This window comes from Pseudomonas sp. LBUM1646, from assembly GCF_059716165.1.
The window spans coordinates 2,428,304-2,451,823 of record NZ_CP166810.1 but is presented as its reverse complement, the minus strand read 5'-3'; the positions used below and the strand labels follow the sequence as shown (position 1 = coordinate 2,451,823).

The 23,520-nt window shown below is 58.8% G+C and carries 32 protein-coding genes; 3 read left to right on the top strand and 29 right to left on the bottom strand.

What is annotated here, in order from left to right; all coding sequences use genetic code 11:
• Window positions 1-45: 45 nt before the first annotated feature.
• The 22 genes from ACA071_RS11255 to ACA071_RS11150 form a co-directional block, all read right to left on the bottom strand.
• Entirely contained in the window at window positions 46-798 is a 753-nt protein-coding gene (locus ACA071_RS11255) for a phage minor tail protein L (protein ID WP_497644359.1), read from the bottom strand.
• A gap of 11 nt (window positions 799-809) precedes the next feature.
• Window positions 810-1,151, bottom strand: a complete 342-nt coding sequence (locus ACA071_RS11250; RefSeq protein WP_497644358.1) for a phage tail protein — start codon at window positions 1,149-1,151, stop codon at window positions 810-812.
• 3 nt (window positions 1,152-1,154) lie between these two features.
• Window positions 1,155-4,628, bottom strand: a complete 3,474-nt coding sequence (locus tag ACA071_RS11245; RefSeq protein WP_497644357.1) for a phage tail tape measure protein — start codon at window positions 4,626-4,628, stop codon at window positions 1,155-1,157.
• Between the two features lie 10 nt (window positions 4,629-4,638).
• Window positions 4,639-4,908 carry a DUF1799 domain-containing protein gene (locus ACA071_RS11240; RefSeq protein ID WP_429515901.1) on the bottom strand — a complete coding sequence of 90 codons (270 nt, stop codon included), beginning with the start codon at window positions 4,906-4,908 and terminating at the stop codon, window positions 4,639-4,641.
• Between the two features lie 32 nt (window positions 4,909-4,940).
• Window positions 4,941-5,330, bottom strand: a complete 390-nt coding sequence (locus ACA071_RS11235) for a phage tail assembly chaperone (RefSeq protein ID WP_497644356.1) — start codon at window positions 5,328-5,330, stop codon at window positions 4,941-4,943.
• Between the two features lie 9 nt (window positions 5,331-5,339).
• Complete coding sequence (locus ACA071_RS11230) at window positions 5,340-5,987, bottom strand: phage tail protein (RefSeq protein ID WP_497644355.1); 648 nt, start codon at window positions 5,985-5,987, stop codon at window positions 5,340-5,342.
• Window positions 5,988-6,057: 70 nt separating this feature from the next.
• Complete coding sequence (locus ACA071_RS11225; protein WP_497644354.1) at window positions 6,058-6,474, bottom strand: phage tail terminator-like protein; 417 nt, start codon at window positions 6,472-6,474, stop codon at window positions 6,058-6,060.
• Window positions 6,471-7,067, bottom strand: a complete 597-nt coding sequence (locus tag ACA071_RS11220; RefSeq protein ID WP_497644353.1) for a hypothetical protein — start codon at window positions 7,065-7,067, stop codon at window positions 6,471-6,473. The genes ACA071_RS11225 and ACA071_RS11220 overlap by 4 nt, the downstream gene beginning before the upstream one ends.
• Window positions 7,064-7,432, bottom strand: coding sequence for a hypothetical protein (locus tag ACA071_RS11215; RefSeq protein ID WP_497644352.1), 369 nt, complete (start codon window positions 7,430-7,432; stop codon window positions 7,064-7,066). The genes ACA071_RS11220 and ACA071_RS11215 overlap by 4 nt, the downstream gene beginning before the upstream one ends.
• Window positions 7,433-7,477: 45 nt before the next feature.
• On the bottom strand, window positions 7,478-7,675 hold the full coding sequence (locus ACA071_RS11210) for a hypothetical protein (RefSeq protein WP_497644351.1): 198 nt from the start codon (window positions 7,673-7,675) through the stop codon (window positions 7,478-7,480).
• A gap of 34 nt (window positions 7,676-7,709) precedes the next feature.
• Window positions 7,710-8,213 carry a DnaT-like ssDNA-binding protein gene (locus ACA071_RS11205; protein WP_497644350.1) on the bottom strand — a complete coding sequence of 168 codons (504 nt, stop codon included), beginning with the start codon at window positions 8,211-8,213 and terminating at the stop codon, window positions 7,710-7,712.
• Between the two features lie 3 nt (window positions 8,214-8,216).
• Window positions 8,217-8,534, bottom strand: a complete 318-nt coding sequence (locus ACA071_RS11200) for a hypothetical protein (protein WP_497644349.1) — start codon at window positions 8,532-8,534, stop codon at window positions 8,217-8,219.
• A gap of 46 nt (window positions 8,535-8,580) precedes the next feature.
• A complete protein-coding gene (locus ACA071_RS11195; protein ID WP_497644348.1) occupies window positions 8,581-9,543 on the bottom strand; it encodes a major capsid protein in 963 nt (320 codons plus the stop codon).
• Between the two features lie 12 nt (window positions 9,544-9,555).
• Complete coding sequence (locus ACA071_RS11190; protein WP_497644347.1) at window positions 9,556-10,284, bottom strand: hypothetical protein; 729 nt, start codon at window positions 10,282-10,284, stop codon at window positions 9,556-9,558.
• 81 nt (window positions 10,285-10,365) lie between these two features.
• Window positions 10,366-11,451, bottom strand: a complete 1,086-nt coding sequence (locus ACA071_RS11185; protein ID WP_497644346.1) for a minor capsid protein — start codon at window positions 11,449-11,451, stop codon at window positions 10,366-10,368.
• Window positions 11,426-12,841: a DUF4055 domain-containing protein gene (locus tag ACA071_RS11180; protein WP_497644345.1), complete on the bottom strand. Its 1,416-nt coding sequence runs from the start codon at window positions 12,839-12,841 to the stop codon at window positions 11,426-11,428. The genes ACA071_RS11185 and ACA071_RS11180 overlap by 26 nt, the downstream gene beginning before the upstream one ends.
• Complete coding sequence (locus tag ACA071_RS11175; RefSeq protein ID WP_497644344.1) at window positions 12,838-14,325, bottom strand: terminase; 1,488 nt, start codon at window positions 14,323-14,325, stop codon at window positions 12,838-12,840. The genes ACA071_RS11180 and ACA071_RS11175 overlap by 4 nt, the downstream gene beginning before the upstream one ends.
• A 1-nt stretch (window position 14,326) precedes the next feature.
• Window positions 14,327-14,935: a hypothetical protein gene (locus ACA071_RS11170; protein WP_497644343.1), complete on the bottom strand. Its 609-nt coding sequence runs from the start codon at window positions 14,933-14,935 to the stop codon at window positions 14,327-14,329.
• 486 nt (window positions 14,936-15,421) lie between these two features.
• A complete protein-coding gene (locus ACA071_RS11165) occupies window positions 15,422-15,613 on the bottom strand; it encodes a hypothetical protein (RefSeq protein ID WP_497644342.1) in 192 nt (63 codons plus the stop codon).
• 53 nt (window positions 15,614-15,666) lie between these two features.
• Window positions 15,667-16,167: a DUF2514 family protein gene (locus ACA071_RS11160; RefSeq protein WP_497644341.1), complete on the bottom strand. Its 501-nt coding sequence runs from the start codon at window positions 16,165-16,167 to the stop codon at window positions 15,667-15,669.
• Window positions 16,164-16,526: a hypothetical protein gene (locus tag ACA071_RS11155; RefSeq protein ID WP_497644340.1), complete on the bottom strand. Its 363-nt coding sequence runs from the start codon at window positions 16,524-16,526 to the stop codon at window positions 16,164-16,166. The genes ACA071_RS11160 and ACA071_RS11155 overlap by 4 nt, the downstream gene beginning before the upstream one ends.
• Complete coding sequence (locus tag ACA071_RS11150) at window positions 16,523-16,861, bottom strand: MFS transporter (protein ID WP_497644339.1); 339 nt, start codon at window positions 16,859-16,861, stop codon at window positions 16,523-16,525. Before ACA071_RS11150 ends, ACA071_RS11155 begins: the two co-directional genes overlap by 4 nt.
• 100 nt (window positions 16,862-16,961) lie before the next feature.
• On the opposite strand from ACA071_RS11150, the gene ACA071_RS11145 reads away from it, so the two are divergent.
• The 3 genes from ACA071_RS11145 to ACA071_RS11135 all read left to right on the top strand — a co-directional run bounded on the left by ACA071_RS11145 (window position 16,962) and on the right by ACA071_RS11135 (window position 18,536).
• Window positions 16,962-17,141 carry a type II toxin-antitoxin system HicA family toxin gene (locus tag ACA071_RS11145; RefSeq protein WP_076406731.1) on the top strand — a complete coding sequence of 60 codons (180 nt, stop codon included), beginning with the start codon at window positions 16,962-16,964 and terminating at the stop codon, window positions 17,139-17,141.
• Window positions 17,142-17,194: 53 nt separating this feature from the next.
• Entirely contained in the window at window positions 17,195-17,911 is a 717-nt protein-coding gene (locus ACA071_RS11140; RefSeq protein WP_497644338.1) for a type II toxin-antitoxin system HicB family antitoxin, read from the top strand.
• A gap of 283 nt (window positions 17,912-18,194) precedes the next feature.
• Window positions 18,195-18,536, top strand: coding sequence for a hypothetical protein (locus tag ACA071_RS11135; protein WP_123512696.1), 342 nt, complete (start codon window positions 18,195-18,197; stop codon window positions 18,534-18,536).
• A gap of 134 nt (window positions 18,537-18,670) precedes the next feature.
• Here the strand turns inward: ACA071_RS11135 and ACA071_RS11130 are convergent, their stop codons facing one another.
• The 7 genes from ACA071_RS11130 to ACA071_RS11100 form a co-directional block, all read right to left on the bottom strand.
• Window positions 18,671-19,348 (bottom strand): hypothetical protein, encoded by a 678-nt coding sequence (locus ACA071_RS11130; protein ID WP_497644337.1) that lies wholly within the window; start codon window positions 19,346-19,348, stop codon window positions 18,671-18,673.
• Window positions 19,345-19,959 (bottom strand): recombination protein NinG, encoded by a 615-nt coding sequence (locus ACA071_RS11125; RefSeq protein ID WP_497644336.1) that lies wholly within the window; start codon window positions 19,957-19,959, stop codon window positions 19,345-19,347. Before ACA071_RS11125 ends, ACA071_RS11130 begins: the two co-directional genes overlap by 4 nt.
• A complete protein-coding gene (locus ACA071_RS11120; RefSeq protein WP_497644335.1) occupies window positions 19,956-20,426 on the bottom strand; it encodes a hypothetical protein in 471 nt (156 codons plus the stop codon). The genes ACA071_RS11125 and ACA071_RS11120 overlap by 4 nt, the downstream gene beginning before the upstream one ends.
• Window positions 20,427-20,691: 265 nt before the next feature.
• A complete protein-coding gene (locus tag ACA071_RS11115; protein WP_497644334.1) occupies window positions 20,692-21,000 on the bottom strand; it encodes a hypothetical protein in 309 nt (102 codons plus the stop codon).
• Window positions 21,000-21,794: an ATP-binding protein gene (locus ACA071_RS11110; protein WP_497644333.1), complete on the bottom strand. Its 795-nt coding sequence runs from the start codon at window positions 21,792-21,794 to the stop codon at window positions 21,000-21,002. Before ACA071_RS11110 ends, ACA071_RS11115 begins: the two co-directional genes overlap by 1 nt.
• Window positions 21,784-22,581, bottom strand: a complete 798-nt coding sequence (locus ACA071_RS11105; RefSeq protein ID WP_497644332.1) for a DnaT-like ssDNA-binding domain-containing protein — start codon at window positions 22,579-22,581, stop codon at window positions 21,784-21,786. Before ACA071_RS11105 ends, ACA071_RS11110 begins: the two co-directional genes overlap by 11 nt.
• A complete protein-coding gene (locus ACA071_RS11100) occupies window positions 22,581-23,438 on the bottom strand; it encodes a BRO-N domain-containing protein (RefSeq protein WP_497644331.1) in 858 nt (285 codons plus the stop codon). Before ACA071_RS11100 ends, ACA071_RS11105 begins: the two co-directional genes overlap by 1 nt.
• Window positions 23,439-23,520: the final 82 nt, after the last annotated feature.

Sequence of the window (23,520 nt, the reverse complement as noted above, 5' to 3'; positions counted from 1 at the left end):
GTATTGGCTTTTCGGCAGATATCCTAGCGGTGCAAAGCAATTTTATCAGCTTCTCGCAATCAAACTCACCGCGGGGAATCCGCCGTGTGGAAGTTGGTTGTTCTCACCGAAGCGCAATTTGCAGGACTTCAGCCCGCCTTTGCACTCGTCCTTACTCGGATCATCCGTGGGGTTGTCGTCATCATCAAACATCGCGCCGCCGGTATAGCTGCAGTTCGGACCGCGGTAGCCGCCAGTCATGGCCCAATGGCAGAAGGTCGTCATCTGGCGCCCAGGCAATCCGTGGTTGTCGATCTCGCCCGGGGAAGACAGCTCCCACTGCACGACCTCGCCGTCTTCGCCGGTTTTCTGGTCGATGAACCAGATTTCCAGCGCCTCTTGCGTGGGGTCGGCAGTCGGATTGCCCTCTGGGAAGTTGACTGCGTCCAGGTACTGGGCCAGCGTCTCGCGCACCGTAAGCTGAAACTTCAGCAGGTCATCGAACGCCAGGCACAGCGCGGTGATCCGCCCGTTTACATTACCGGCCATAAAGGTAGGCCGCGTGGCACTGCCGCTGCTGTCGGCGGCGATGCCTTCAATCTGCACCGGCCAAGCCGCGTACTCGTTCCCCTGCCAAATAATCGACTTCGCCGGCAGTTCGTCAGGCGATCCCTCATAAACAAGCAACTCAGCCGGGGTATGTGGAATCGCGTGAGCATGGAAGCGCATCACGTCGGCGCCGTACTCCGTGCCATCGATTTCAAACAGCCGCACTTCCCCGCCGGGCTCCAGCTTCTGGATGTCCGTAATCAAAGCCATGCGGCATTACCTCAAGGGTGAAAGGTTTGTTCAAAGGTGGCGGTCAGGCTGTAAACCGAACCGCCCTTGTGCGAAGGCTGGTAGCCGTTGGGGCATTTGTAGAGACCGAGTTCACCGAGAGGCGGCGTCCACAGGAACGCTTTCGCGCCCTTGTGGCGATCGAGGAAGGCGATAATTTCCCTGATCCTCTCCGCGGTGCCGGTATGGCTGATGGGCCAAGACTGTGTCTTGTTATTGATGCCGTCCGAGACCGACTGCTCATAACCGTCGCCGAACTGCTTGGATCGGTTGCGCTGCTTGATCTCGCCAGTCGCACCCTTTTCGATTTGCCAGGTGAATCGCTCAATTGCCATGGATCACCCCGTAATGGCTCTTTTAATTCTTCCGCCCTGCCCAAGATCCTTGCTCACCAGCTTCTGGTATCGCTGATCAACGAAGTCGGCCAGGTCCTTGCCGAACTGTTGGTAGGCAGGATCGTCAGTGGTGAAACTGGTCGAGCCGTCACTTGCGACGTTGACCTGAACGGTGATGACGGTACCGCCGCCCGAACCGCCACCCAGCGCGCGCACGCCAAGTTGACCGCCGGCAGTGCGGGTCAGCGGCATGATCGCCTCCGGCCCAGCCTCGCCCATCACTCCAGCCTGCCCGCCGGCCATCCCGAAGGCTGTCGGCTTGCTGACCACGCTATTGGAGAAGGCGCCACCATCGGCGAACATCTGCACGCCGCCTGACCAAGCACCGCCATCGGCCTGAATGCTGCCAGGCGTGAAGCCTGAGAGGTCGGTGCCGGTGTAGCCCGCCTGCGTGGAACCCGCCGACGCGGTGCCGCCGCCGAAGTAAGACCCCGCAGCAGAAGCGGCCAGGCCAAAGATCGCACTGAGTGCCGACGAACTCGCCTGCCTCGTAGCGATCCTGGCCATGTCCGCCAGCACAGACTTCGCGAAATCAGCAAACGACAACTTCCCCGTCATGGCGAAGTTGACGATCGCGTCTTCCATCGAGCTGAAGGCGTTGGTGAACAGGCTTTTCGTCTGCCCGGCAACATCTCGCGCTGACTCCAGGTAGTTCTGCCACGCCGACGATGCGCCGGCGCTCCAACTGCCCTGGGCGTCGGTCATCTCGTCGTAGTTGGATTGCACGGTGTCGTGCAGATCCTGCTGGGTGGTTTTCAGCGCCGCCAGCTTCTTGGTGTACTCGTCGAGGCTCATGCCCCGGGAGCCGTCGCCGTACTGGTTGGCCAGGTCGAGCTTCTGCGAGTTGATGCGGTCGTCGATAGCGTTCTGTTGATCGGTCAGACCACGCTGCCGATCACCCTGGCCAAGCCCGGCCGCGGCGCGCTGCCCTTGCTGGCGAAGCGTCTCGACTTGCTGCTGCAAAGCACTGGTGTAGGTCTGGACAGCCAGCTCCTGCTTCTTCAGCCGGCCTTGTTCGTTCGTGGCCAGCACTTCCAGTTCGCTATCCGCCGCCTTATGCGCCTTCACCATGTCGGCACGCGCGTAGGCGATCTTCTGGTCGAGCTGGATTCGCTGCTCGCCCGTGGTTGTCGCCTTGCCTTTGGCCTCTTCTAGAGCCGCGATCTCCGCTTCGTAAGCTGCGGTGACTTCGTCCCGCTCGTTACCGATCAAGGCTTCGCGCTTCAGGAGGTATTCCTGTTGCGAGATCAGCCCGGCCTTCTGCGCGGCATCCAGTTGTTTCTGGGTGTTCGAGTAGTCGGCCTGGATTTCCTTGAGCGCGTTTTGAGCTGCGTTGAAGCCGGTCAGGTCGAGGGCGCCAGCAGTGGATGCTGCCTTCGGGTCCTTGTACTTGTCCTTGATGTTCTGGATGTCTTTCGCGATCAGCTTCTCGTCAAGCAATGGACTAGTCGCGTTTTTCTTCCTCAGTTCCTCGACGCTTTTTCGGTAATCGAGGATTTCCTTGTCACGCTTCTGCTCGTTGTTCTGGAAACTCTCGCGGACTTTTCCGATGTGTTCTGCCGCCGTTACGGCTTTCTGTTGCTGCTCCTGGGCGAACCCTTTTGCGGCCGCCCGGCGGTCCTGCTCGCCTTTTTCGATGAGCAACTGAGTCTTTTCGGCCTCAAGCTTCGCGATGCCGTTGGCAGCAAGTGAAGCGCCGAAGGCTCCGCCAATGCTCTCCCCTTGGGTCTTGAAGTCCTTTATGCGCGTTTCGAGATCGGCCATTTTGTCAGCGAAGGATTTCTCCCGGCCGACATTGAGCATCGCGTCCCATGCGCCTTTAGCCCCGTCTTTCACATCCTTCCATGCAGCCTCGATGGTGCCGAGGTTGGTCTTCACGTTGGCCGAAACGGTGTTAAGCGCGTCTGCGTAAGCCTTGCTTGCAACTGTTGCTGCGTCCTGGGTTCGCCCCTGGCGCTCGAGCGAGGTGATTTGCTCGTAGGTGCTGACAGTCAGGAAGTTCATCGACTCGTTGAGGGCAAGAACTGCCTTCACGGGTTCCTTGGCGATCTTCTCGAAGTTGGCAACGGTTTCAGAAGTGGCCTTGTCGGTGGCATCTTCAAAGTTCGCCGCAGCAGTCGCGATCATTTCGAACGACTGGAGTGGAATTCTCGTCGATGCAGCGAGCAGGGCCAGGCTTGCGGCGGCCTCATGGGCAGTGCCGTTTGACTCGGACACTGCCTTGGACAGAACGCTCAGCTGCGCGGCCGTTGTGCCGGCCGTGTTTCCGGTCATCGACAGGGCGGTCGTATACGCCGTGGACTCTGCGCTGCCCTGCTTGTATGCAATGGCAAGGGCTGTAATCGCAGCGGCTGCTGCTAAGGCTCCGCCGAGTATCACACCCAGCCCAACCCCAAGAGGAGGAGTCGCGGCGCGGAGAGCTGTAGCTGCTTCCTTTGCGTTTTTTGTCGCGTCGGCAGCGGTGTTTGCACCCTCTGCCATGTCGGACAAGCTCTCACCAGCTTTACCGGTGCTCTCGGCCACGTCCTTGGCGCTGACGGCTATGCCAGCCAGCGACTCGCCCAACACCGCTGCCCCGGCACCACCGGTGAAGAGGGATTTAATCTTTCCGCCAAGGGCATCGAATGTAGCGCCGACGCCGCCGAACGAATCCTTGATCTGCCCGCCCTGCTGGATCAGCACCATCAGCGGGTTTTGGCCGCCCGCCAGGCTGGTGAAGATGTCCGTGAACTGCGCCGGGAGTTGACGCAGCGCGGCTTGAGTTTGTGCTGAAGAAACGCCCGTCTTCTTCAGGCCGTCATCGAAGTCGCTCAGCTTCTGCCGGGAGGCGTCAATGCGACTCGAGTAATCCCGGAACGTCTCGGCGTCGATCAGGCCAGCGGCCTTGTACTTCTGCAACTGCGCCTGCTGCTGATCGAGCTTGTCGAGCGCGGCAATGGCCGGATTGATCTTGGCCAGCAGTGCTTGCAGCCCTTCGGCCTGAACGCCGGTGGCAGCCGCAGCCTTCTTCGCCGCATCGGCCTGACGATCTGTAGAGCCGACCAGGGCGTCAGACTCAGCCTGCAACCGTCGCTGAAGCGCGGCCAGGCTACTGACCGATGAGCTGGAGTTATCCAGTGCCGACGAGTTGGTGGCCACGCTGGTGGTCAGGCGCTGGTAATAGTCGCTCGAGTCCAGCGAAGCCTTGGCCATGGCCGTCAGACGCTTCATTGCATCTTCGGTGGATTCGGACAGTTTGCCCTCGGCCGTGGCCAGGCCAGTCGACGCCGTCGCCGCCTTGTCGAATCCGGCAGCCACGCCGTCAGCGGCTTTCTCAGCCTTGACGCCGGCCTGGGCCAGGCGCTCCAGATCCGTGGCAGCCTGGACGGCATCACCCGAATTTACCTCGATGCCCAACTGCGCGATTGTGCCCGACATGAGTGCTCCGTTACTTCGATTCGCTCATGACGAGCAGGGCTTCGGCCTCCATCACCTGGAGGTCGTGGAAAATCTCAGCAATTTGTTTTTTCTTGATGCCGAGGTATCCGGCTACGTCGCGAATGGACGTGTAGTCGAGCCCGGTGGCGCCGCACGCCCCTGTCCGCCATTGCGTGGACAGGGCATTGAAGAGGCAGAAGGCCGGCCAGTTGTCTGGCCAGACCTCGCATTCATCACCGTAATCCTCAGCCGAGAACCCAAAGGCGTCCTGCCCCTTTATGCTCGGCTGATAGAGGGATCGCGCGGCGCCGATCAGTTTCCCAAGCGGGCCGAGGAAAATGCTTTTTGGTAGGCGTCGACCACAGCATCACCGGCACCGGCCGAAGTCTCGACCAGTGCGCGTATCGATTCAGGACTCAACTTGTCGTCGAAGCCCCAGCCGGTGACCAACTGGGTGACCTGCTCCACCTGGCGCTCAATGTGGGAGTCGGTAATTTCGATCAGGGTGAGTTCGTCACCTTGCGCCTTGAAGCGCGCCTGATCTTCTTTGGCGCTCTCCTGCCAGCCCGCGAACAGCGCGGCGAGCTCCTTGCGGTCGCGATACTTGAACTCGAACGGCACCTTGATCGTGGTACCGCCGACGCGCGGAATGTCCACGTCGGCTTTGAAGGTGGGGTTCTGGGCAATCTTGAACTTGGCCATGGATACCCCTTAAGCGCCGTAGCGGATGAATTTTGCGACCACGGCAAACACGGCGGTGACTGCCATGATGTTGTTCTTGGTCAGCGATGGCACGTTATCGAAAGAGGCAAAAGCGTTGTAGGCGATGACGCCGCCAGAGGCGAGGTTCACACGAACAGCGCGCGGCTTTTTGTCATCGTCGGCTTCCAGCAACACTTCGTTGTGCGGAAGATCCGGGTCATCCGCCATGGTTAGCGTGAACGACAACGCAGACTTGGACGTTGGGATCTGGTGCTCATCGTCCTCCTCGAGGAAGGAGTAGGTGACGTTCTGCTGCTCGCCCCCGGACTTGCTCGACTCCGTGACCTGGCTCATAGGTACCCAGGTCAGAATCTTCCGCACTGAACCGCCACCGGCACCAGCGATGAAGCGTGCCGCATTGAGCGTATTGATCTTCTCCAGCACGAACGAGTCGGTGGTCACCGTCTTAACTCGCGCAATACGATTGTTCAGGCGCGCCCAGCCGGAAGTGACTTCAACGAAGTCGCCCACCTCAAGGTCGTGACCTGCCGACGACACAACAGCTTCGGTTGCATTGGTGATCGCAGTAAAAATGATCGGCGCCTCATACGAGCCAGCGATAGCGGCAGTCGAGCCATTGGGTAGAAAAACGGCCATTGGTGTTTCCTCTTTTCAGAAATGACAAAACCCGCTCAATGGCGGGTTCTGGGTTTGCCCAATGGGCGGATTAGTTGGTGTCGGCCCGGTACTGGAACGACACGGGCACGGTGAATGTGGTGTCGTCGGGAATGCCGGGGCCAGGGTCAACCGGCGTCATGGTCACCACCGTCAGCGCGCCCTTGGTGTTTCGCTCGTACAGCGGGAACAAGGCGGCGACTTGGTCTGCTATTGCGCCGGCCGCGCCGCGGTACTTGCCCGACGGCGTCACGATGCTGACCTGAAACACGCCGGTGTACAGCTTGTGGTCGCCGCCGAGTGTGTTGCTCGCGGTGTCGGCCGGCAGCGTGAACGCCTTCAGGTAAGTGGCGCCGTCGGCAGGCGTGTAAGCCTCGTTCTCGACGACGACCTTCAGCGGTACCGGCAAGGCTTTCGCCCAGGCGATCAGCTTGGCCTCGTAGATCGAAGCGATCAGGTTATGGCTCATACCTGGTTGTTCCTGATGGCCTCCAGCACGATCTGCTGGAAGCGGGCCACGGTGATGCGGACCATGCCGCCCGGTGCCTGGGTCGAATGCCCGAACTCCAGCGGGATCGCATAGCCAAGGCTGTTGGTGATGTAGCAGGTGTCGCCCGCCTTGAACTCGATGGCACCGGCAACGATTCGAGCCGTTGATTTGGCTCCACTGGGATCCACCTCTTCGGTAGTCGTGCTGTCCGGGGCGCCAATGCTGAACATCCAGTTTCCGCGGAACCGGCCGCCGACGTAGCCACTCGGCGCGGAGATGTCCATGCCGTCGTTCAGCTTGCGCCCGGGCTTTAACCGCCCCGCTTTTGTCAGGTTGGCTGGATCGGCGCGCAAACCGCTGTTGTGATCGCCCACGGCCTTGTTGTACTGGCTCGCGACGGCGTTCTGCGCCCAGATTTCAGGGTTGCCCACTGGGGACATGCGGATAACGCTGTTACCGACCTCGATGATGATCTCGCGCAGGCTTGCATCGATGGCTTCCGTGGCCTGGGCTGCGAACTCGGCCAGGCTCAGGGCGAAGCTGCCGGACTGGCCGGCACCGGCGCGGCTCAAGACCGCACCTGCAATTCGTAGAGGATCGGCGTGCCGGCCGGGTTGATCTCTTTCAGCGGCGGGACGATTGACCAGGTGCGATTCTGAACGAACACCTTGTTCAACAAGCTGGGCGCCCACTCAAGCCCCTTAGCGGCGATCTTGAGCTTCTTGTCACCCTGCTTGATGAGGCTGTTGTTCTGGAATTCTTGGCCGGTGAAGTCGAGCAGAATGCCTTGGGCGGTTTGCTCGATCACGGTGTCAGTTGGAGCGGTACCAGTTTCCGGGTCGTACTCTCCAGCGGTGGTTGCCCGAATAATCACGGGCTGGCCGAACTCTGCGATCATCTCCAGAGCCATCACGGCCATTTCTTCGTAAAAGGCCATGGTGGCTCCAGATGTGAAAAGCCCAGCGCGATGGCTGGGCTTTTTTTATGTTTCGCTTTCGTCCCAAAGTTGAGACAGCTTTTTTCTTCGGCGAAGCAACATCGCGTCCGCATAATGGGCTGCCTCATCTGCGAGGACAGCCCCATCAGCTGGTTCCCTCGAAGCGATAGCAGTGATTGCTGCAGCTGCATACAAATCCCACGCTTCAATTTCCTTTTCGGCAACGCTTTTTCTGTCAGCCATTTGGAACTCCCTTGAGTGAACCCCAACGCTACCACTATGCGCGAACTGCAAACAGACCGCGACGTTGCAAGTAGTCAGCAAACTGCGTTGCGCTTGGTCGATCCGGCGCCGCCGGCAATAGTCGGCCGCTGGAGTTGGAAATCGTCGCGTACTCGCGAGTTACTGCGCCCTCGACACGTTCCAGCGTCACAGCGCCCTTCCGCTTTTCCACCGGATCGATATCGTCCTGATGAATTTCGGCGGCCAAGGCCATCTGGCCGTACTGGATTCGCGCCGGCAGGTAGTTGTCGGGCTTGATCTGCTGATCCAGCTCGACACCCCGGCGCGGCCAGGCCAGAGCCTGATCACTATCCGTCTTGCGCCCCTTCCAGGTCTTGCCATCCATCGCCAAGGCGGCCCGGCGAAGTAGTGCCTCTTGCGCTGGCTCGTCCGCAGGGATGGTCGCGCCGAACTTGCCGGCGTACATGACCATGTCCGCGGCGCTCGCGTAGCTTTCGGCATCTGGCTTGCCGGTGCCGTCCTCGATGATGAGTGTCATGGATCAACTCGCTGGAATGAGTTTGAGAAGGTCGAGCTTCGGAGCTTTGACATCATATTGGATGCCTCGAGCAGTCAACCACTCGCGTAGTTCCCCGACACCCATTTCCTTCGGGTCGCTTTCGAAATCATCTTGTTCACTGCCAGGGTCTGCGAGCGATACTTCGACGCCCACAGCCTCGTAAGCAGCAACGATCTCAGGATATTCGCCAATGACAACAACCTTCGTTGCGTCGCGCTCAATCAAACGAAACAGATCCGGATTGCGGTAGCGCTTTTCGGGATCGAAACCATCAAGCTGATTGCTGTAAGTCAATTCCATGAATATCTCCGTTGCGGCCATTGCTGGCCGCGCCCTGAGGTTGTTATTAGCCGCCAACCGGTGGCGTAGCGGTCAGCTTGATCATTACGCCGGCGGTGACCTTGTTGCTGCCAGCATGCTTGACCCAGTTGGCAGCGGAGCCAACGGCAGCCAAAGTCGGGTTCGAACCACCAGTTGCCGCCTTCCAGCTGTAACCCAGTACATCGATGTTTACGGTACCTTCCGCACGGTAGCCAATGCCGAGGTTTTCTTCGTCGTTCACTTCATAGGAACGAAAGCCTGGGGCTTGGGACTCGGTGATCGTCACGGCATTCGGCAGCAAACCGAAGATCACGTCCGCAGGTGCGGTATCGGTCACGAGCACCGGCTTGCCCAGAGTGCCAGGCAGGCCGCCATAGATCACAACGCCCGCTTCTTCGTAGATTTTGTTGGTGATCGCTTCGTCGACGATGTCGAAGTACGCACTGGAGTGCATGACCCAGAGCGCGATCCGGCCAAATTTGTCACCGAACTTGCGCATGCCGCGTGTCAGCGTCTTCTTGCCGTCGGTTTCGATGTTTGCGGAAACCACCATGTCGGTGTTGGAGCCAATGGCAGCACGAAGGCCCGCAGTGGCGTACTGAATGAAGCCTTCCAGGGTCGCATCAGCAACGTCGGTGCCGACGATCTGCGAGAACTCCTCTACTGGTCGACCACGACGCTTGAAAGCTTCTTCAGTCGTTTGGTACGGACCGTACTTCCAAGGAGCCTTGACGCCCACTGCTTCACCAGCGCTGATCTTCTTGGCTGTTACCTTGCCTTCGGAGTTGACGTCGCGGTGCTCAAGCGAGCCGTTCAGTTTGTAGAGAGCGCGCTTGCGGAAGTCGCCTTCGATGAGTTCGTTGTCGAGCACCATCGCGCCATTGGACGATTCATTGAAAACGTCGAGGTTGTCCTGGACGCGCTCCAGGTATGCGGTTTGCGCCTCATCGTTGTAGATGATCAGGTCGCTATTGACGGTTGTAGCCATGGGTGAATCCCCTTACTTGGGCAATTGCAGATATGCGGTTTGGCCGTGCTTGCGCTGGAAGTCGCGCTTTTGCTCGGAAGTCATTTCGGAGCGCTTGAATGCAGCCTTGCCGCCACCCCCGCCCGGGGCAAATGTTCCCGAAGCCCTTGGCCACAGGTGAGGAGCGTTTTCGCGCAGAGATTCCGCCCATTCGAGCGGGGACAAAGGGGTCTTGCCGTCTTTACCGAGGATGGTCTGGCCGGACTCATCAACGGCGACTGCTTCGCCATCTTCGTTCAGAGTGAACACTCCTTTGGCGCGCAGGATGATGTCGTCGGTTGCTTCCGGCAGTGCGCCGGCCTTCAATGCTGCGCCGCGCACCGAGTCGCTCAGGACTTTGCCCTGGAACTTGGCAGCGAAGGACTCGGCTTTCTCGGCGCGCTCGCTGATGGATTTCAACTGCTTGTCATAGTCGCCACGCAATCGTTCGGTTCGGCGGTTGAAGACTTCGTCAACCTTGCCCTCTGTCAGCAGCTTGGTTTCTTCGTCCTGGCCGGCTCGACTTAGCAACCCTTTGACGGCGTCGATGTCGATGCCTTCAAACTGGGTTTCGAACAGAGTCAGCTTGCCGGAGGTTTCCTTCAGCTTGCCGATCAGTTCGGTGTTCTTCGACTTCAGCCCTGTAACAGAGGCTTCAACGGCAGTCGCGATAGCGGCCTTGATTGCCGGGTTTTCCAGGTCGATTTCGGTTTCTTCTGCCACGTTGATGCACCCCTTGGGTATGTTTGCCCGCTTTGCAGGCAATAAAAAACCGCCCGAAGGCGGCTGATTGAATTTGTTTGGTTAAATACCGGCGCGCTCAAATGCCAGCGGCTCAAGCCCTTTCATTTCCGCCAGTGTCAGCGGCGCAAAGTTTCGGTCAAGCTGCAGCTCCGAGAAGCGCTGGACACTCAGCCCACCTTCCCGGAACAACTTTGCCCGCACAGGCCCGATAGCCACATCCTGAAACGAAGCCGGCTGCTGCTGAAGCCAGTGGTAATAGTCGAGGCCTGCGCTGACCTGGCCTGCGCCATCGGCCCCAACTGAAGCCCGTGTAGCGCCCTTGGCGAACATCTCGCTGAGCTTGGTCAGCAGAATGAACGTGGTTCGGCAGTTCGGGTGAAACGGTGGCCGGGGGCCGGAGTTAACCGGGAAACGCCGCTTATCCATCGAGCGACATTGCTGGCTGGTCTTGCTATCGAGCGTGGCCACCATTTCGATTTCGGCCACGATATCCGTGTTTGCCTTGGCCACCTCCATGCGCGCCTGAGAGGCCACATGTTGAATCGCGGTGTGCACCACCGTGCTGGCGTTGCGATTGGTGGTGGCCAGGACGCCGTCCTTGTACCCCGCGGCCTTGGTGCCACGGATGTTGCGGATGACCTGGAAGTTCGTCTGCCCTTCGAAGAAGCCCTGCCGGATTGTGCCGGTGACGCGTTCACGCTCAGCAGTGGTCCAACCCTTGATGAACGACTTCAGCAGCTTTCCACCGCCAGTGCCGCGCACACTGAGTGGATTCGTCAGCACCGCCGCCCTGATGGCAGTCACCGTCGGCACCGCAATATCAAACGACACGCCGACCGGTGCAGACCGGGCCAAGCTCGTCGCTTCAAACTCGGCTTCGTAGTTGGCAATGTCGATCAGGTCGAGGTTCAGTTGCACGCTGTAGCGGTCGAAGATGCCCAGCAGCAGGCTGTCGACTTCCTTTAGCAGCGCTTCCAGACGCTTCACGTTGTACTCGGTCAGGTCCGACTGGGTGAGCCGGTCGCGGATCGAGCGGTCAATCTCCTTCAGGAAAGGCGCGAACTTGCCGACCTCCCCCGCCTTCAGCTTTTCGAGGAAGACCGCGTGCCGGATCGTGGCGTCAAGGATTGCTTGGTTTGCCGCCATTTAATTTGTCCTCGTCGTCCAGTCCCAGGCCGTCGCTCTGCTCTTGAAGCTCGCCATCGATCTGCTGGTCCGTGCGCTCCGGGGCAATCAAGCCCAGCTTGCGCAAATAGGACCGCAGGTCAGCCTTCGCGAATCCGCCGTTCTGCCACAAGCCAACCAAGGCCGTGATCATTTGCGGATCAGCCGTCAGCTCGACGAACTCCTGATTGACCTGGTACGCAACCTTGTCGGTGATGCCCATGTAAAGACCGCACCACATGATCGCCCGGGTGTAGGCCTCGCTGACGTTGGCAACGCAGCCGGCGAGAACCGATGTCGATGCAGACTGATCGCCGCGGGACTCGGTAGCGGTTTTGGCTGCCAATGATGCGACAACCATGCGAGCGCCAAGCTCGATCATCATCTGGTTCTTGTCGGCCATAGCCTCTTTCACCAGCGTGTTCGGTAATGGCTGCGCGTAGCCGAAGGCGCCGCCGACCGGAAGCAGCATTGGCGCCCGGGAGCCGACGTAGACGCCCTTTTCCTCTAGTAGCTTCACCCACTGCTCGGTTAGGCCGGAAATCCACGGCTGAGCCTGCCCACACCAGAAGACGCTGTCTTCGTAGTCGGCGCTGTTACGGTAATGGCCCAGGTTGATGATCGCGATGTCGTACAGCGGCGACTCGTCGATTGTTGGATCGTTGTTCTGGGCGCCAACGAAGGTGAACGGGATTTCCTTGAGACGTCCGGTGATGCCTTCCGGCGTGAATGTATCCGTGACCTCAAGTGGCCCACCTCCTCTCGGTCCAGATCGCCGCCAAACTCGGCAGACAAAACCTTCAGCCTCAAGTGCAAGCTCGCGGAACTGCTCGACAGCTTTAAACCCGAAGCCGTCCTCAACTTCCATCATTTCTCGCAACACGACCAGAGTTAGCACGTTGTGGCCATTCACCATGCCAGTGCGCCAGTTGATGATGTCCTCGGCACAGTACGACAGGATCACCGAATGACCACCGACGCCTTTGTCCTGGTGGTAATCGACGTAAAGGCCGTGACGACCGGCCTCAAGAACCTTTTCTAGCGTGCCTTGCGAGTGCTGGTAGATGCTCACCCCGGAACCGTTGGCGTTGTCCTGCAAGTACTCCAACTTTTTCGGCACTGTGAGCGTTGGGTCTTTGTGGAAGGCCAGGCCCAGCAAGCCGTTGCGCGTATGGCCGGTGGCGTTCTTGAACACTGCTCGTTCACGGTACGCCTTGTTGCGATCAGCGTTCTCCGGCGACTTGTCGTGCGCGTTGATGTACGGCAAGCGAGAAACCACCCGGTGCTGACCAGCACAGACGTCGCGAACTGTAGCCCAGCGGTCCAGCACTTCGATGTAGTCCGCCCGTTTGAAGGAGACGTCGTTGCTCATCGGGCGTATCCCATTTTTATAGAGGTGGCCGGCTTCCTGGCGCTCTTCGCTACAGCGAAGTACCGGAAGCCGTCGGAGCCGTGAGAGGTCCAGTCATGAAGCGGCTTGTCTTTCCAGCAGCCGCGTTTGTCGTCCCATTCCTTGCGGTAGTTCTCGATGCAGTTGATGCCCTCTTCGCACTTCGACTCATCGAACACACAGAGCGGAAGGATCTCCCGCACCGCCTCGATGCCGTCGTTGATGCCGATCTTCGGGACTACCTGGAACGTCATGCAGTACTTCTGCCCGTCGATCTCGTAGCCCTCTTGGGCCAATTCACGCCGGGTCTTGGCATCGCTACCGAACTCCCGGTTATCGATGTCGTGCGGCCCCCAGTGCTCGGAATAGGTGTAACCCTTGTCCTTCAGCACCTTCATGTAATGCCGCAGACCCTCGCCTGAGTTCTCGTAGTAATCGATGACGTGGTATTCGGTGCCAACCTGGCGCATGAACCAGATGGCCGTGGAGTCGCTGACGCCGATGTCCCAGAAGGTCATCACCGGCAGATGGCTGTTGTCCGGTATCGCGCCGATGCGCTGCTGCGCGTAAAGCTTGGTCAGTTGATGCGCGTAATAGGCGCCCTCGACTGACTGCTGGAAGGCTTCGACGGGTATCGACGGGTATTCCCGCTTCATGTCGTCGCCGAGCGTCTTCTCCTTGGCCGCGTACCAGGCGCGCTGACCATCATTGGTGACGATCCCGTGCTTGGCGTGCAACTCGTTGAAGTAATCGGTCAGGCGCTGCGGGATGACCGCATCGGTCGGGTCAAGCGAGTAGGCCTTGTTCTTCCACCAACTGAAAAAGAAAAACTTCCAGTCCAGCAGACCCAGGGGCACACCGGCCAGTTGCTGGCGCTCCGCGCTCTGCGAGTAATCGAAGAAGTAGCCGGCCCTGCCCTCTGCCGTCGATTCAATCGTGACAAAGCAGTCGGTGGCCACAGCCTCAAAGGCGCCGGTGACGATCTCGCGGGCCTTGTGCGGAAACTTGGCGCAGATCTTCCCGAACTCAGACACATGCAGATAGCGCAGCGTGCCGCCCCGGAATGAGGTTGAGACGTAGAGCGAGCCGCCCTTGCTGAACACCAACTCGCCGGCGGCGTCGTTGCTCGCCGGGTTGGCGGCGCGAATCTCGGCTGGCAGGTTGTCGTAGGCGTACTTCACCTTTTCCCGGAACAAGCGCTTGGCATCGTTCAGGGTGTGAGCGATCAGCGCGCACTTAGCCGACTCGAACAGAGCCGCGTCCAACTGGATGATGCAGCACTCGGTAGTGAAGCCAAGCTGCCGAGCCTTCAGGATGATGTTCCGGGTGTGCATCCCATCGAAGTACTCGATCTGCTCGTCCGTCATCCGGAAGCGGACCTTCTTGCCCTGTTTGTCCGTGATGAAGTAGAGGTTGTTCAGGCGCCATCGCTTGTCCCGGAGCAGCTTCAGGTGCTCGGGCTTCATGTCAGGCTTCCTTCGATAGTTCGTCCATCAGTTTCGATAGCTCGTCGGCGTCGTTGCCGCCTGTTTTGGTGTCGAGGTCGTAGGCTTGGCGCTCCAGGGCAATCAGGGTCTTCAGCGTCTCGGCCATTTCCTTCATGGTCTTGGAACGGCCAGGTAGGTCGATGATTTTCTGGTACAGGTCGTTCCGCTTATCCTGCCCTTTGTCATCTTCAGAGCGCAGCAGCTCGCCCAGCTCTTCGAATAGCTGGCGGTTGTCCGTCAGCCCTTCCAGTTCATCCAGCAGTTTGTTTGCGAGGCGCCGGCCGCGAGAGATGTCGCCGCGGTGAGCCATGCGGATGTTCACAAGGACCTCTGCATTTACCTCGATGATCTCTCTTTCGGTATCCGCCTGTTTGGTGGATACCAGAGTGGATACCGTTCGCTTGGATACCAGCGCGTCAGCCTTGGCCTGGATCTTCGCCTTCAGGTTTCGCTCCCAGCCATCCCGCTTGGCGCGCTTGTTAATGGCGCCATGGGTGATGCCCTGGGTAGATGCGATCTCTCGAATGGAAAGCAGCCCGGCCCGGTAGGCGCGTTCGATTGCCTCCCAGTCGGGTTGCTTGATTGTCATAAATTGCCTCAGGTAAGGCTAAAGTAGGGATTGAAATAGTGGCAACTTGCCTGTACTGATAGGGATCTATCAACCCTTGTCGGTCACTTGACACTCCTAAAACCATGATTGAGTTGCAGTCGTATTGATGAATCTAAATGCGTTTTGGTTGCGACTAACTGCCCATCGGATATCCGATCACCTGGTTTGATCCAATGGCATGTAACCGCTACTCCATAAACCCAACACTGCGCCAGCATAACGGGGAAGAGAATGATTCCGAGATACGTTGTTGTCCCAGCGATTCCAAAGGAAACTGGATCAACGCGCAGCGGATCGCGCTTCTACTGCACAACCGCCCCTATAGAATTCAATATCTACGACAACGAAGAAAAGTGCCGGCTGCTGACTAGCTACCCAAGTCGCCTAGAAGCCAGCGCAGAATGCGACCGACTTATCGCTGAGCGCCTTCAAAGCATGCTTGTAGAACGTACCCTGGTTAGCTGACTAGGGACTCACCATGATGTTGGTCTGCACCTGGGCGTGCCCATGCAACAGGGAAACGACCAGGCCTTGAGGCAGGCCAGCAGCCTTGGCAGCGTCGACCGCCTTTGCGATGGCGCTATCCAGATCGGCGATGGCCTTGTTGATGTCTGGGCTCATTGACAGGACGTGTCGCAGGCGGGTGACGTTGCTCATTCCCTTCTCCAATGTTGCGACACGATTTGATGATTAACGAAACGTGTCGCGGGTTACTTGCTCTTCTGGGCGGCCGCGTATGCTGCCTCACACGCAAAGCCAGCTATTCGGCTTCGGTCAAGCGCTTCTGCCAGGCTTCCCGCTCTTTCGTCAGCGCTTCTACGCAGGTCGGCGAGCAGAACGGTAAGGTCGGCTCTTGCCTTGCTTCCGCTGGCAACCTCGGCAGTACAGGACTTACGTTCCGCAAGGAGGTCGGTGATTTGCTGCTGCAGGCTGCGAGCCCGGCCATCAGCAATAGCAACGGCAGCCGTAACGTGTTCAGTCTTGGCTTTCGCATCGTCGGAGACTCGGTTGATGTCGTCAGTGAGTTGGCGCTGCAGGTCAAGCGTGTTTTTGAGTGATGTCGCCCGGGCATTGGCCGAGTCACGCTCGGTCGCTATGAGTGCTCGATCCACCTTCACGCTGTCCAGCCGCCAAGAGAGGTAGCCGACAGATGTAAGCGTGACCAAGACAACCCACACCCAGATCGGGATCATCCGGAGAATGGCGCTCATGGATGCTTTCTCCGTGAAACCTCGCCTGCCTTGTCAGCCTCTGGCGTCTTGTCGCAGGTCATGCAGTGCTCGCAGTTCAGTGTCCGGCAGAGCCAACCTTTCACCGGCTGCCAGTACGTGACCATGAAGATGTGGCGGGCGCCGGCCAGGGCCAGGGACACATGCAGCGTCAGGCCGGCCGAGGTCGGACCGAAGAAAATGTTCTGGCTGCGCGCCATAACGACAAACCCGCTGATGGCGATCGTCGAATAGATCAGCTTGCCCAGGATGCCGTCCCGCACCTTGCCGCTCAGTACGCACCAGGTGGCCCAGAGCGAGATCAGGCCGCAAGCCATCGAGTTGATTAGTTCAAGGTTCATGGTGGATTGCCTCCCCCGAACCGCTGGCGAATGAGAGCCCAGAGGTCAGCGGCGTTGATGGCTCGATTGATGGCTGCCAGAAGCGAGCCACCGAATGTGCCCAGCAGAAAGCCAATCCCGGCCACGATCTTCGGCTCGGTGACGTTCAGGTACGTGCTCACCATGCTGGTCAGGTAGAGGGAACAGGCGACACCGGTGATGAGAAACACCAGCCAGGCACGCCAGTCCGACAGATCGTCCTTGTGCCACCAACTGGCAACGACGGCGCCGACCAGTCCCGCGATCAGCAATTCAAACCTGTCGATCTTGTCGAGCAGGCGCTGCAAATACTCCATGCGCTCGACTCCGTTGGCATGATTAAAGAAATAACACATATTTGTTGTGTTAACACAGAAGTGTTGTATGATTAAGCTATCCAAACAACGAGGCGAGGTGATGAAGTTCAGCGAGTTCAGACGATGGTTGAAGGCCCACGGGGTGACCTTCGAAGCAGGCAAAGGAAGCCACTTCAAAGTCACCGCCCCAAACGGCAACAAGACCACCTTCGCGGATCACGGCAGTAAGGAAATGCCAGAACCGACCCGCAAGGCGATCATTAAACAACTGGGGCTCTAAAAGCCCCCTTCACCACATCTGAATTGAACTCATTACCTCTAAAAGGAGTGACCATGTACGACTACGCAATCCGCTTCGAAAAAGACAGCACCCCAGGCCTGGCTGTGTTCTGCCGCGACCTACCAGAGCTAAACAGCTACGGCGATAATCGAGAGCACGCGATCAGCGAAGCTTTGGACGCCATCGAGACCACTCTGTCCATCTACGTCGAACAGCGCCGTGCGATTCCTGAAGCCACTCCGCCAGAAGACGATGAACTAGTCATCGCACTGCCAGCCGTCACAGTGGCCAAAATCGCGCTGTGGAATGAAATGATGAAGCGCGGAATGCGTAAAGCCGATCTGCGCCGATTGCTCGGCGTGGCTCAGACTCAGGGCGATCGCTTGGTCGACTTTCTCCATACATCCAAGATGGAGCAACTGGAAGCAGCGCTCGCGGCTCTGGATACATCGATTCGTGTCACAGCTCCTGATCAGGGATGGATCGACCTTCCCTATGGCGGCGCGCAGGCCGGTTTTTATGCCGCACGACTGGCAGACGCCCTTCAAGAACGCCGCGTCAGCGAGATCGTGATCGGCGCAATCAAGAGCAATCTGGACCTGGTGAAACCAGACTCCCTAGATTACCTCCTGCGCACTCGTTACGCGAAAAACCCAAACACAATGCAAGCCGCACAAGAAGTAATTGCAGCCTTGGTTAACACAGGGTTGTTTGAGCATCTTCCTCGGGCAGCAGGAGTGCGGCCAGCAGCGGTACTGAGACTCAAATAAATCGACAGAAGCTTCCTTGCTTCTACCCGATCTTGAATAGGTGCGCAGTCTTTCCCGCTGTCAGCCGAAGACCTTCTCTGCGTCGACGCCCTCCTGCATCGATCTCGCAGTCCAGTCTCGCGCCACCCTGGAGCATGTACGGCCAGGGTGCGCGGGCTGCCGGTGTTTTCTCGTAGTGAGCATATGACCGCGTGCTACCCTCGGACGCTCGAATTAAACGGATGTACGCGGCTCATGGAATGCGGATACACGATCTGATGAGCCGTAAAACGAGAGGCAAAATATGCAAAACAACAAACACCATCCAGCACTGATCGCTATTACCTGTCTTTTCCTAGCAGGATGTGATTCCAAGAAGGATGAGGTTTTCCAGGTTGCACGCTGTGTTATGGCAACCGAGACTGTAGCCGGGGCAAGCCCAGGCGACGTGGGGATCAAGACCGGTCAAGCAGTTGCTCAATACATGAGCGAGCATGACTTAGACATGAGCCAAGAAGAAGTTGTTGCTCTAGGAAAAAAAGCACGAATAGACATAGCTGGGGATCCGGAGTTGCCAATGCCAGCTCAGATTGATCGGGCAAAAAAGATTATGGCTTCAGAGCCGTGTAAAAAGAGCCGCCCCTGATTAATGTGTGCCGCACGCTAATTTTCGCAAATGAAAAACCCGGCTCGCTGGCCGGGTTCAGGTATTAGTGTGCGTGTTGCGTAAATTGCGCACTATGGGAAAAGTACGCGCAACCCCCCGTCATGTCAATATGTTTATGCCGCCTCTTCTTCTTTTTCCGCGTGAATGACCTGCCATACCGGTTGTTGAGCCTGAATATCCACTTCCTTAATGACTTCTTTCAGGGATTCCCACAGGTCCAGCCAGTCGCGCGTCCAGTTCTTCGGATCGATCGTCACGCCGAAGAAGGTCTTCATCTCGGTAGCGACCCGGGCCGGGCCCCACTCAACCGCCCCGACCACCTCCCCCTTGTACGATTGCAACGCAAGGGTCACCAGGTACTGCGCCTTCACACGCTTAGCCGAAGTAAGGTCAGGCAACTTGGCGTGGGCGGTGATCAGCAGCACAGCGTTCAGAACGTGGCGCATGGTCATTGCCGGGTGATAGAGGTAGTGCCCGAACTGCTGCACCTGGAACGGAAGTGTGTCGATGGCGCGCAGGACCTTGCCGATGGTGGTCAGATGCGCGGCGCGGGCGGTGGATCGGCCAATTGGCGTGCGGCGCGTCTCGCTGATGCTGATCTTCTGCCGAACGATCTGGATGCGTTCTTCCTTGTCGTCGCCTAGGGCGGCAAATACCGCTTCGTGGCGGCGCATGCGGATGTCCTTCTGTACCGGTGCCGATTCCGCCTTGTCGATTGCCACCGCGCTGATCGACGCGTTCGATTCGTGCTGCGACTCAGTCCATACCTGCCTTGCGTTGATCAGCCTCATGCCGCTTCTCCTTTCTTCAGTTCTCTTGTTTTTGCCCGGTAGTCGGCGGTCATCGCCTTCAGTTCTTCGATGGTGTACTTCTTCGGCTCATGCGGGCCTTCCAGCCAGTCGACCTGCTCGGCGCCGATCCGCCTGACCAGCGCGATGCGGTAGTTCACGATGTTCCCGGAAAGCTGGGTGTTGCACGGCGAGCACTGGCGGTGGCAGTTCAGCGGCTCGAAGCGCAGCGCGGGATTGCTGCCAACGGTGCGGTAATGCCCAGCGTCGTACTTGCCCTGGTGGTGCCGGCCGCAACTGATGCAAGGCAGTTCGGCGTCGCGCTCTCGCACCCAGGCGTTGAAGGCCTGTTGCGTGTCTTTGAGGTGGTCGGCCCTGCTCTTCAGCTTCTCCTTGCGGACCTTGATCTCGCGGCGCTCGACATCCGCCAGGGCTTTACGCGTGGTTGCCCGCCCCTTCTCTGACTGCCCATGAGCGATGGCGCACTCGATCTCCCCGCATACGGCTTGCGAGTCGCGTGCAGGGGTGAACATCACGCGACATGTTGGGCAGCGCTTTCTACGGCTGCCACCCGATGTGAGCGGAGTTTTGCGCTGCAGTGGAGTGCGCTTCATGCGGCTTCCTTGCTCAGTAAATCGGTGAAAACCACGCCTTGGCCGGTGAAGAACACGGCGATGCGGTCGGTGTACTGGATGCCCTGGGCGCGATTGAACAGGCTGGTCACCGGGAAGCCGTCCGGGCCGAACAGCTTGCACTCGCCCATCATGGCCAGCTTCTCCTCGTAGGGCAGATGGCGCATGACCCGATACCACGCGGCCTGGAATCCCGAGTCCTCGTTCAGCAGGATCTGCACGCCGAAGTGCAGCTTGCAGTAGCGTCGGGCGTCGGCCGCGTCGCCGATCTGCGTCATCTCGGCGATGCGTTTGTACATCCCGAACCACAAAGAGTTCTGGTCGAGGGTGCGGTCCTTACCCGGGCGCAGGGAGACAACGACAAACTTCTTGTCGCGGTACATGGTGGTCAGGCTGGTGATTGCCTCGGTGAGCTTGGCCTGGCAGTTGACGCTGATCTTGTCGGTCATGGCTGCACCTTCCGAATGCCAGCAGTCTTCACCCAGCGGCGGACATACAGCTCGCAGCCACTCGCAAGGCAGACGCCATTGGCAAAGCCCGTGTGTGTTTTCGGAGTGCCACAGCCACAGTTACATTTCGGCTTGCGGCCAGGTCGCTTGGGCCGCAACTCCATGTACCGGAGGTGCTCAGCCAAGCCGCCGACTTGCCCCCAGCCAGCAGTGCCGCCACGCATTGCGGCAGATCGAGCCGCCGACGAAAGCTGATTCAAGTCAGTCATGACTGCTCTCCCTTGCCCATGGCGGCAGCGGCCAACCATGCCTTGCCGTCTGCGGTTTCGGCTCCCTGCCCGGCCGACAACTTCCACTGGACCGACTGACCTACATCGCCGTTTACGAGATCACTCAGAGCTTTGCGCAGTGCCTCGTTCTCGGCCAGCAGCTCCAGGGCCACTTCCTCGACGGTCTTCTCGCCGAGGAAGTCTTGCAGCGCCTCGGTGTTGCGCTTCCAGTCAGCGCAGTCAGCTCGGAACGAGGCGGCTTCGGCCCAAAGCAGCGACTTAAGTTTTTGTTTGTCGATAGTCATCAGAACCCGTCCTTGCCGCGCTGAGATTCCCACTCAAACGGAATGACGATCACGCCGCCCTCCCGCAGACGATCCACGCAGCGCTCGCCCATGGCCGATGGCAGCGCCTTGCCGTCGAGGTTCGAGATGATCACCGTCGGGCGCATCTGCTCGTACCGGCCGTTGATGATTGAGAACAGCGTTGTCAGCTCGAAGTCGCTCGGGGTTTCCTTGCTCACGCCGATTTCGTCTAGGACGAGCAGTGACGGCGCGATAAGGCCGGACAGGATCATTCCCTCCGTGCGCTCAGTGCCGCCGCCATACGTGGACCTGATGTCATGCAGGATTGAGCCGATTGTGCGGTACACGGCCGTAGCGGCGGTTTTGCGCATCAGCTCGTTGGCGATGGCGGAGCCCAAGTGCGTCTTGCCGGTGCCGGGCTTCCCGAGCATCAGCAGGCAGCGGCCCGTTTCGGATATCTGCGGGAACTCGGCGACGTACCGGCGGCAAGTGCCCAGAGCCTTGAGCTGATCGGGCGTGGTGGCCACGTACCCGGCGAGAGTCTTTCCGGCGAAGCGCTTCGGGATCAGCGCTGAGCCGAGTTTGACAGAGAGCTCGTAGCGTTCGTGAATCTTGGCCTGCTCAGCCGCTTCTTCCTTCTCGATCCGAGTGCACTCCGGGCAACCCGTCTTGAAAACCTTGCCGAAAATGACGTTCACGGTTTGCGGGAACTGGCCGTGGCCTTCGCAGATGCCAGTGATCTTTTGCGGAGCAGGCGCGCAACTCGGCATGGCGATTACTTTTTCAGATCGCATAGCTGCCGTCCTCGCGCTGAGTCAGGCCGGCGGTGTAATCGCGCTCCGCGAAGCCGGTGTGACGGGATTGAGTTTCGCGTTTCGGGAACTGGCGGACATTGCTCGCCCGGCTCTTGTCGTCCTTGACCCACTTGACCAGCAACGAAACCCATTTGGACTGGATTTGCAGGACGCCGGACGTTTCATGGTGAGCGGTGAACGGGGCGATGGCCTCTTGGGTAAACAGGTCCGCTGGTACGCCAAAGTGAACGCAGTAGGTCTTCAGCAGATTCGCGTCAGGCACCCAGTCTAGAGTCATCTCGACCGGAGCCTTTGGGTCAACAGGTTCCGCGGGTTCGATAGCAGGCTCAGGCTGGAACTGGCCGCCGCTGAGAGAGTGGTGTTGTTCTTCTCTTCTCTTCTCTTCTTTAGGTAACGCAGAACTAACGCTGACAGCGTTACCTTTTGTTTTGTGGTTCGACACGCGTTTTGCCGTCAGAGCCCTGTTTTTACCGGTCTTCCCATTATGTCGCTCGAAATGAGGGAGGGAAATAACGCCGTCGGCTTCAACCATCCAGCCCACTGATTTCATGTGCTCACAGAAACCGGTAACGCCAACGGAACGGTCGAGTAACTTTTTGCTAACGCTCGGAGCGTTACCTTTTTCGGTTTGTTGATCGAACCAGGCCCACACGCGCATAAGCTTTCCAACCACAGCGTCCTGATCGATATCGGCGAGGTCGGCGATCTGGCAAACCTCGGGCTTGTCCATAGTCACCAGTTCAAATTTGATCCAGTCTCCGGCCATTACTTGCTTCCTTTGCCGATCAGGTCGGCCAGTTCGAGGAAACGATCGACATACCAGTGAGGCTGCGTCTCGCGGGGAGATTGGGGGTTGGTCAGGTTTTTGCCGTAGGTCATGCCCTTCTCGGTAACGCACCAGAAGTCGACCATTTCCTGCTTGGAGTTCTTGCGCTGGAGCTGCTTGAGGAAGCCATTGGCTGCCAGCAGCTTGTTGAAGGCTGATGCAGATGTACGCAGGTCGAAGTCTTTGATCAGTGCGGTAACGGCTTTTGTCGGCATGGAGCTGCCGCCAGTGGCGTCTGGTGCGGCGTCAACGGCGTACCCAGGCAGGAACTTGGCGTCCAACCCGTTGTTGGCAGCGATCTTTGCCAGCATCTGCATCTGGCTGGACGGCGCCGGCTTGAGGAGGCGCGTGAAGCATTCCATGATTGCCAGTTCGCCAACGACCTTCGAGCTACTCGGGCCAGACACTTCGAATTTGCCTGTCTTGCGCACGCTGGGAAGAACCTCACCAACAACCCATTCTTCGAAGCGTTCGGCGCCCGCGAGCTTTGAGCGCATAACCAGTCGATACACGTCGCGCTCTGGAATGATGGTCATGAAACCACCACCCTGTTTCGGGGTAGTGATCGCAGCCTTGCAGTGGCGGGATATTGCGTTTTCTGGCTTGGCGTAACCAAGGGCGTCGGCGACGTCTCGGGCGACAAACCACGGATCGCCAAGTTGGTCAGTTATGACGCGGATTGCGCCACCATCGAAATCGAAAGGAATGACTGAGGTTGTGCGCGACACGTTTTCGGAATTATTAAAACGTGTCGCGACATGGTTCGGGGTATTGCTTGAAATGGGTTGGCTCCGCATAATCGGCCTCGCTAAGTGTTATCGAATCAGCCGACCTCGACCGTCGGCTTTTTTGTGCCCGTCGGATCCGCATATTTACTAG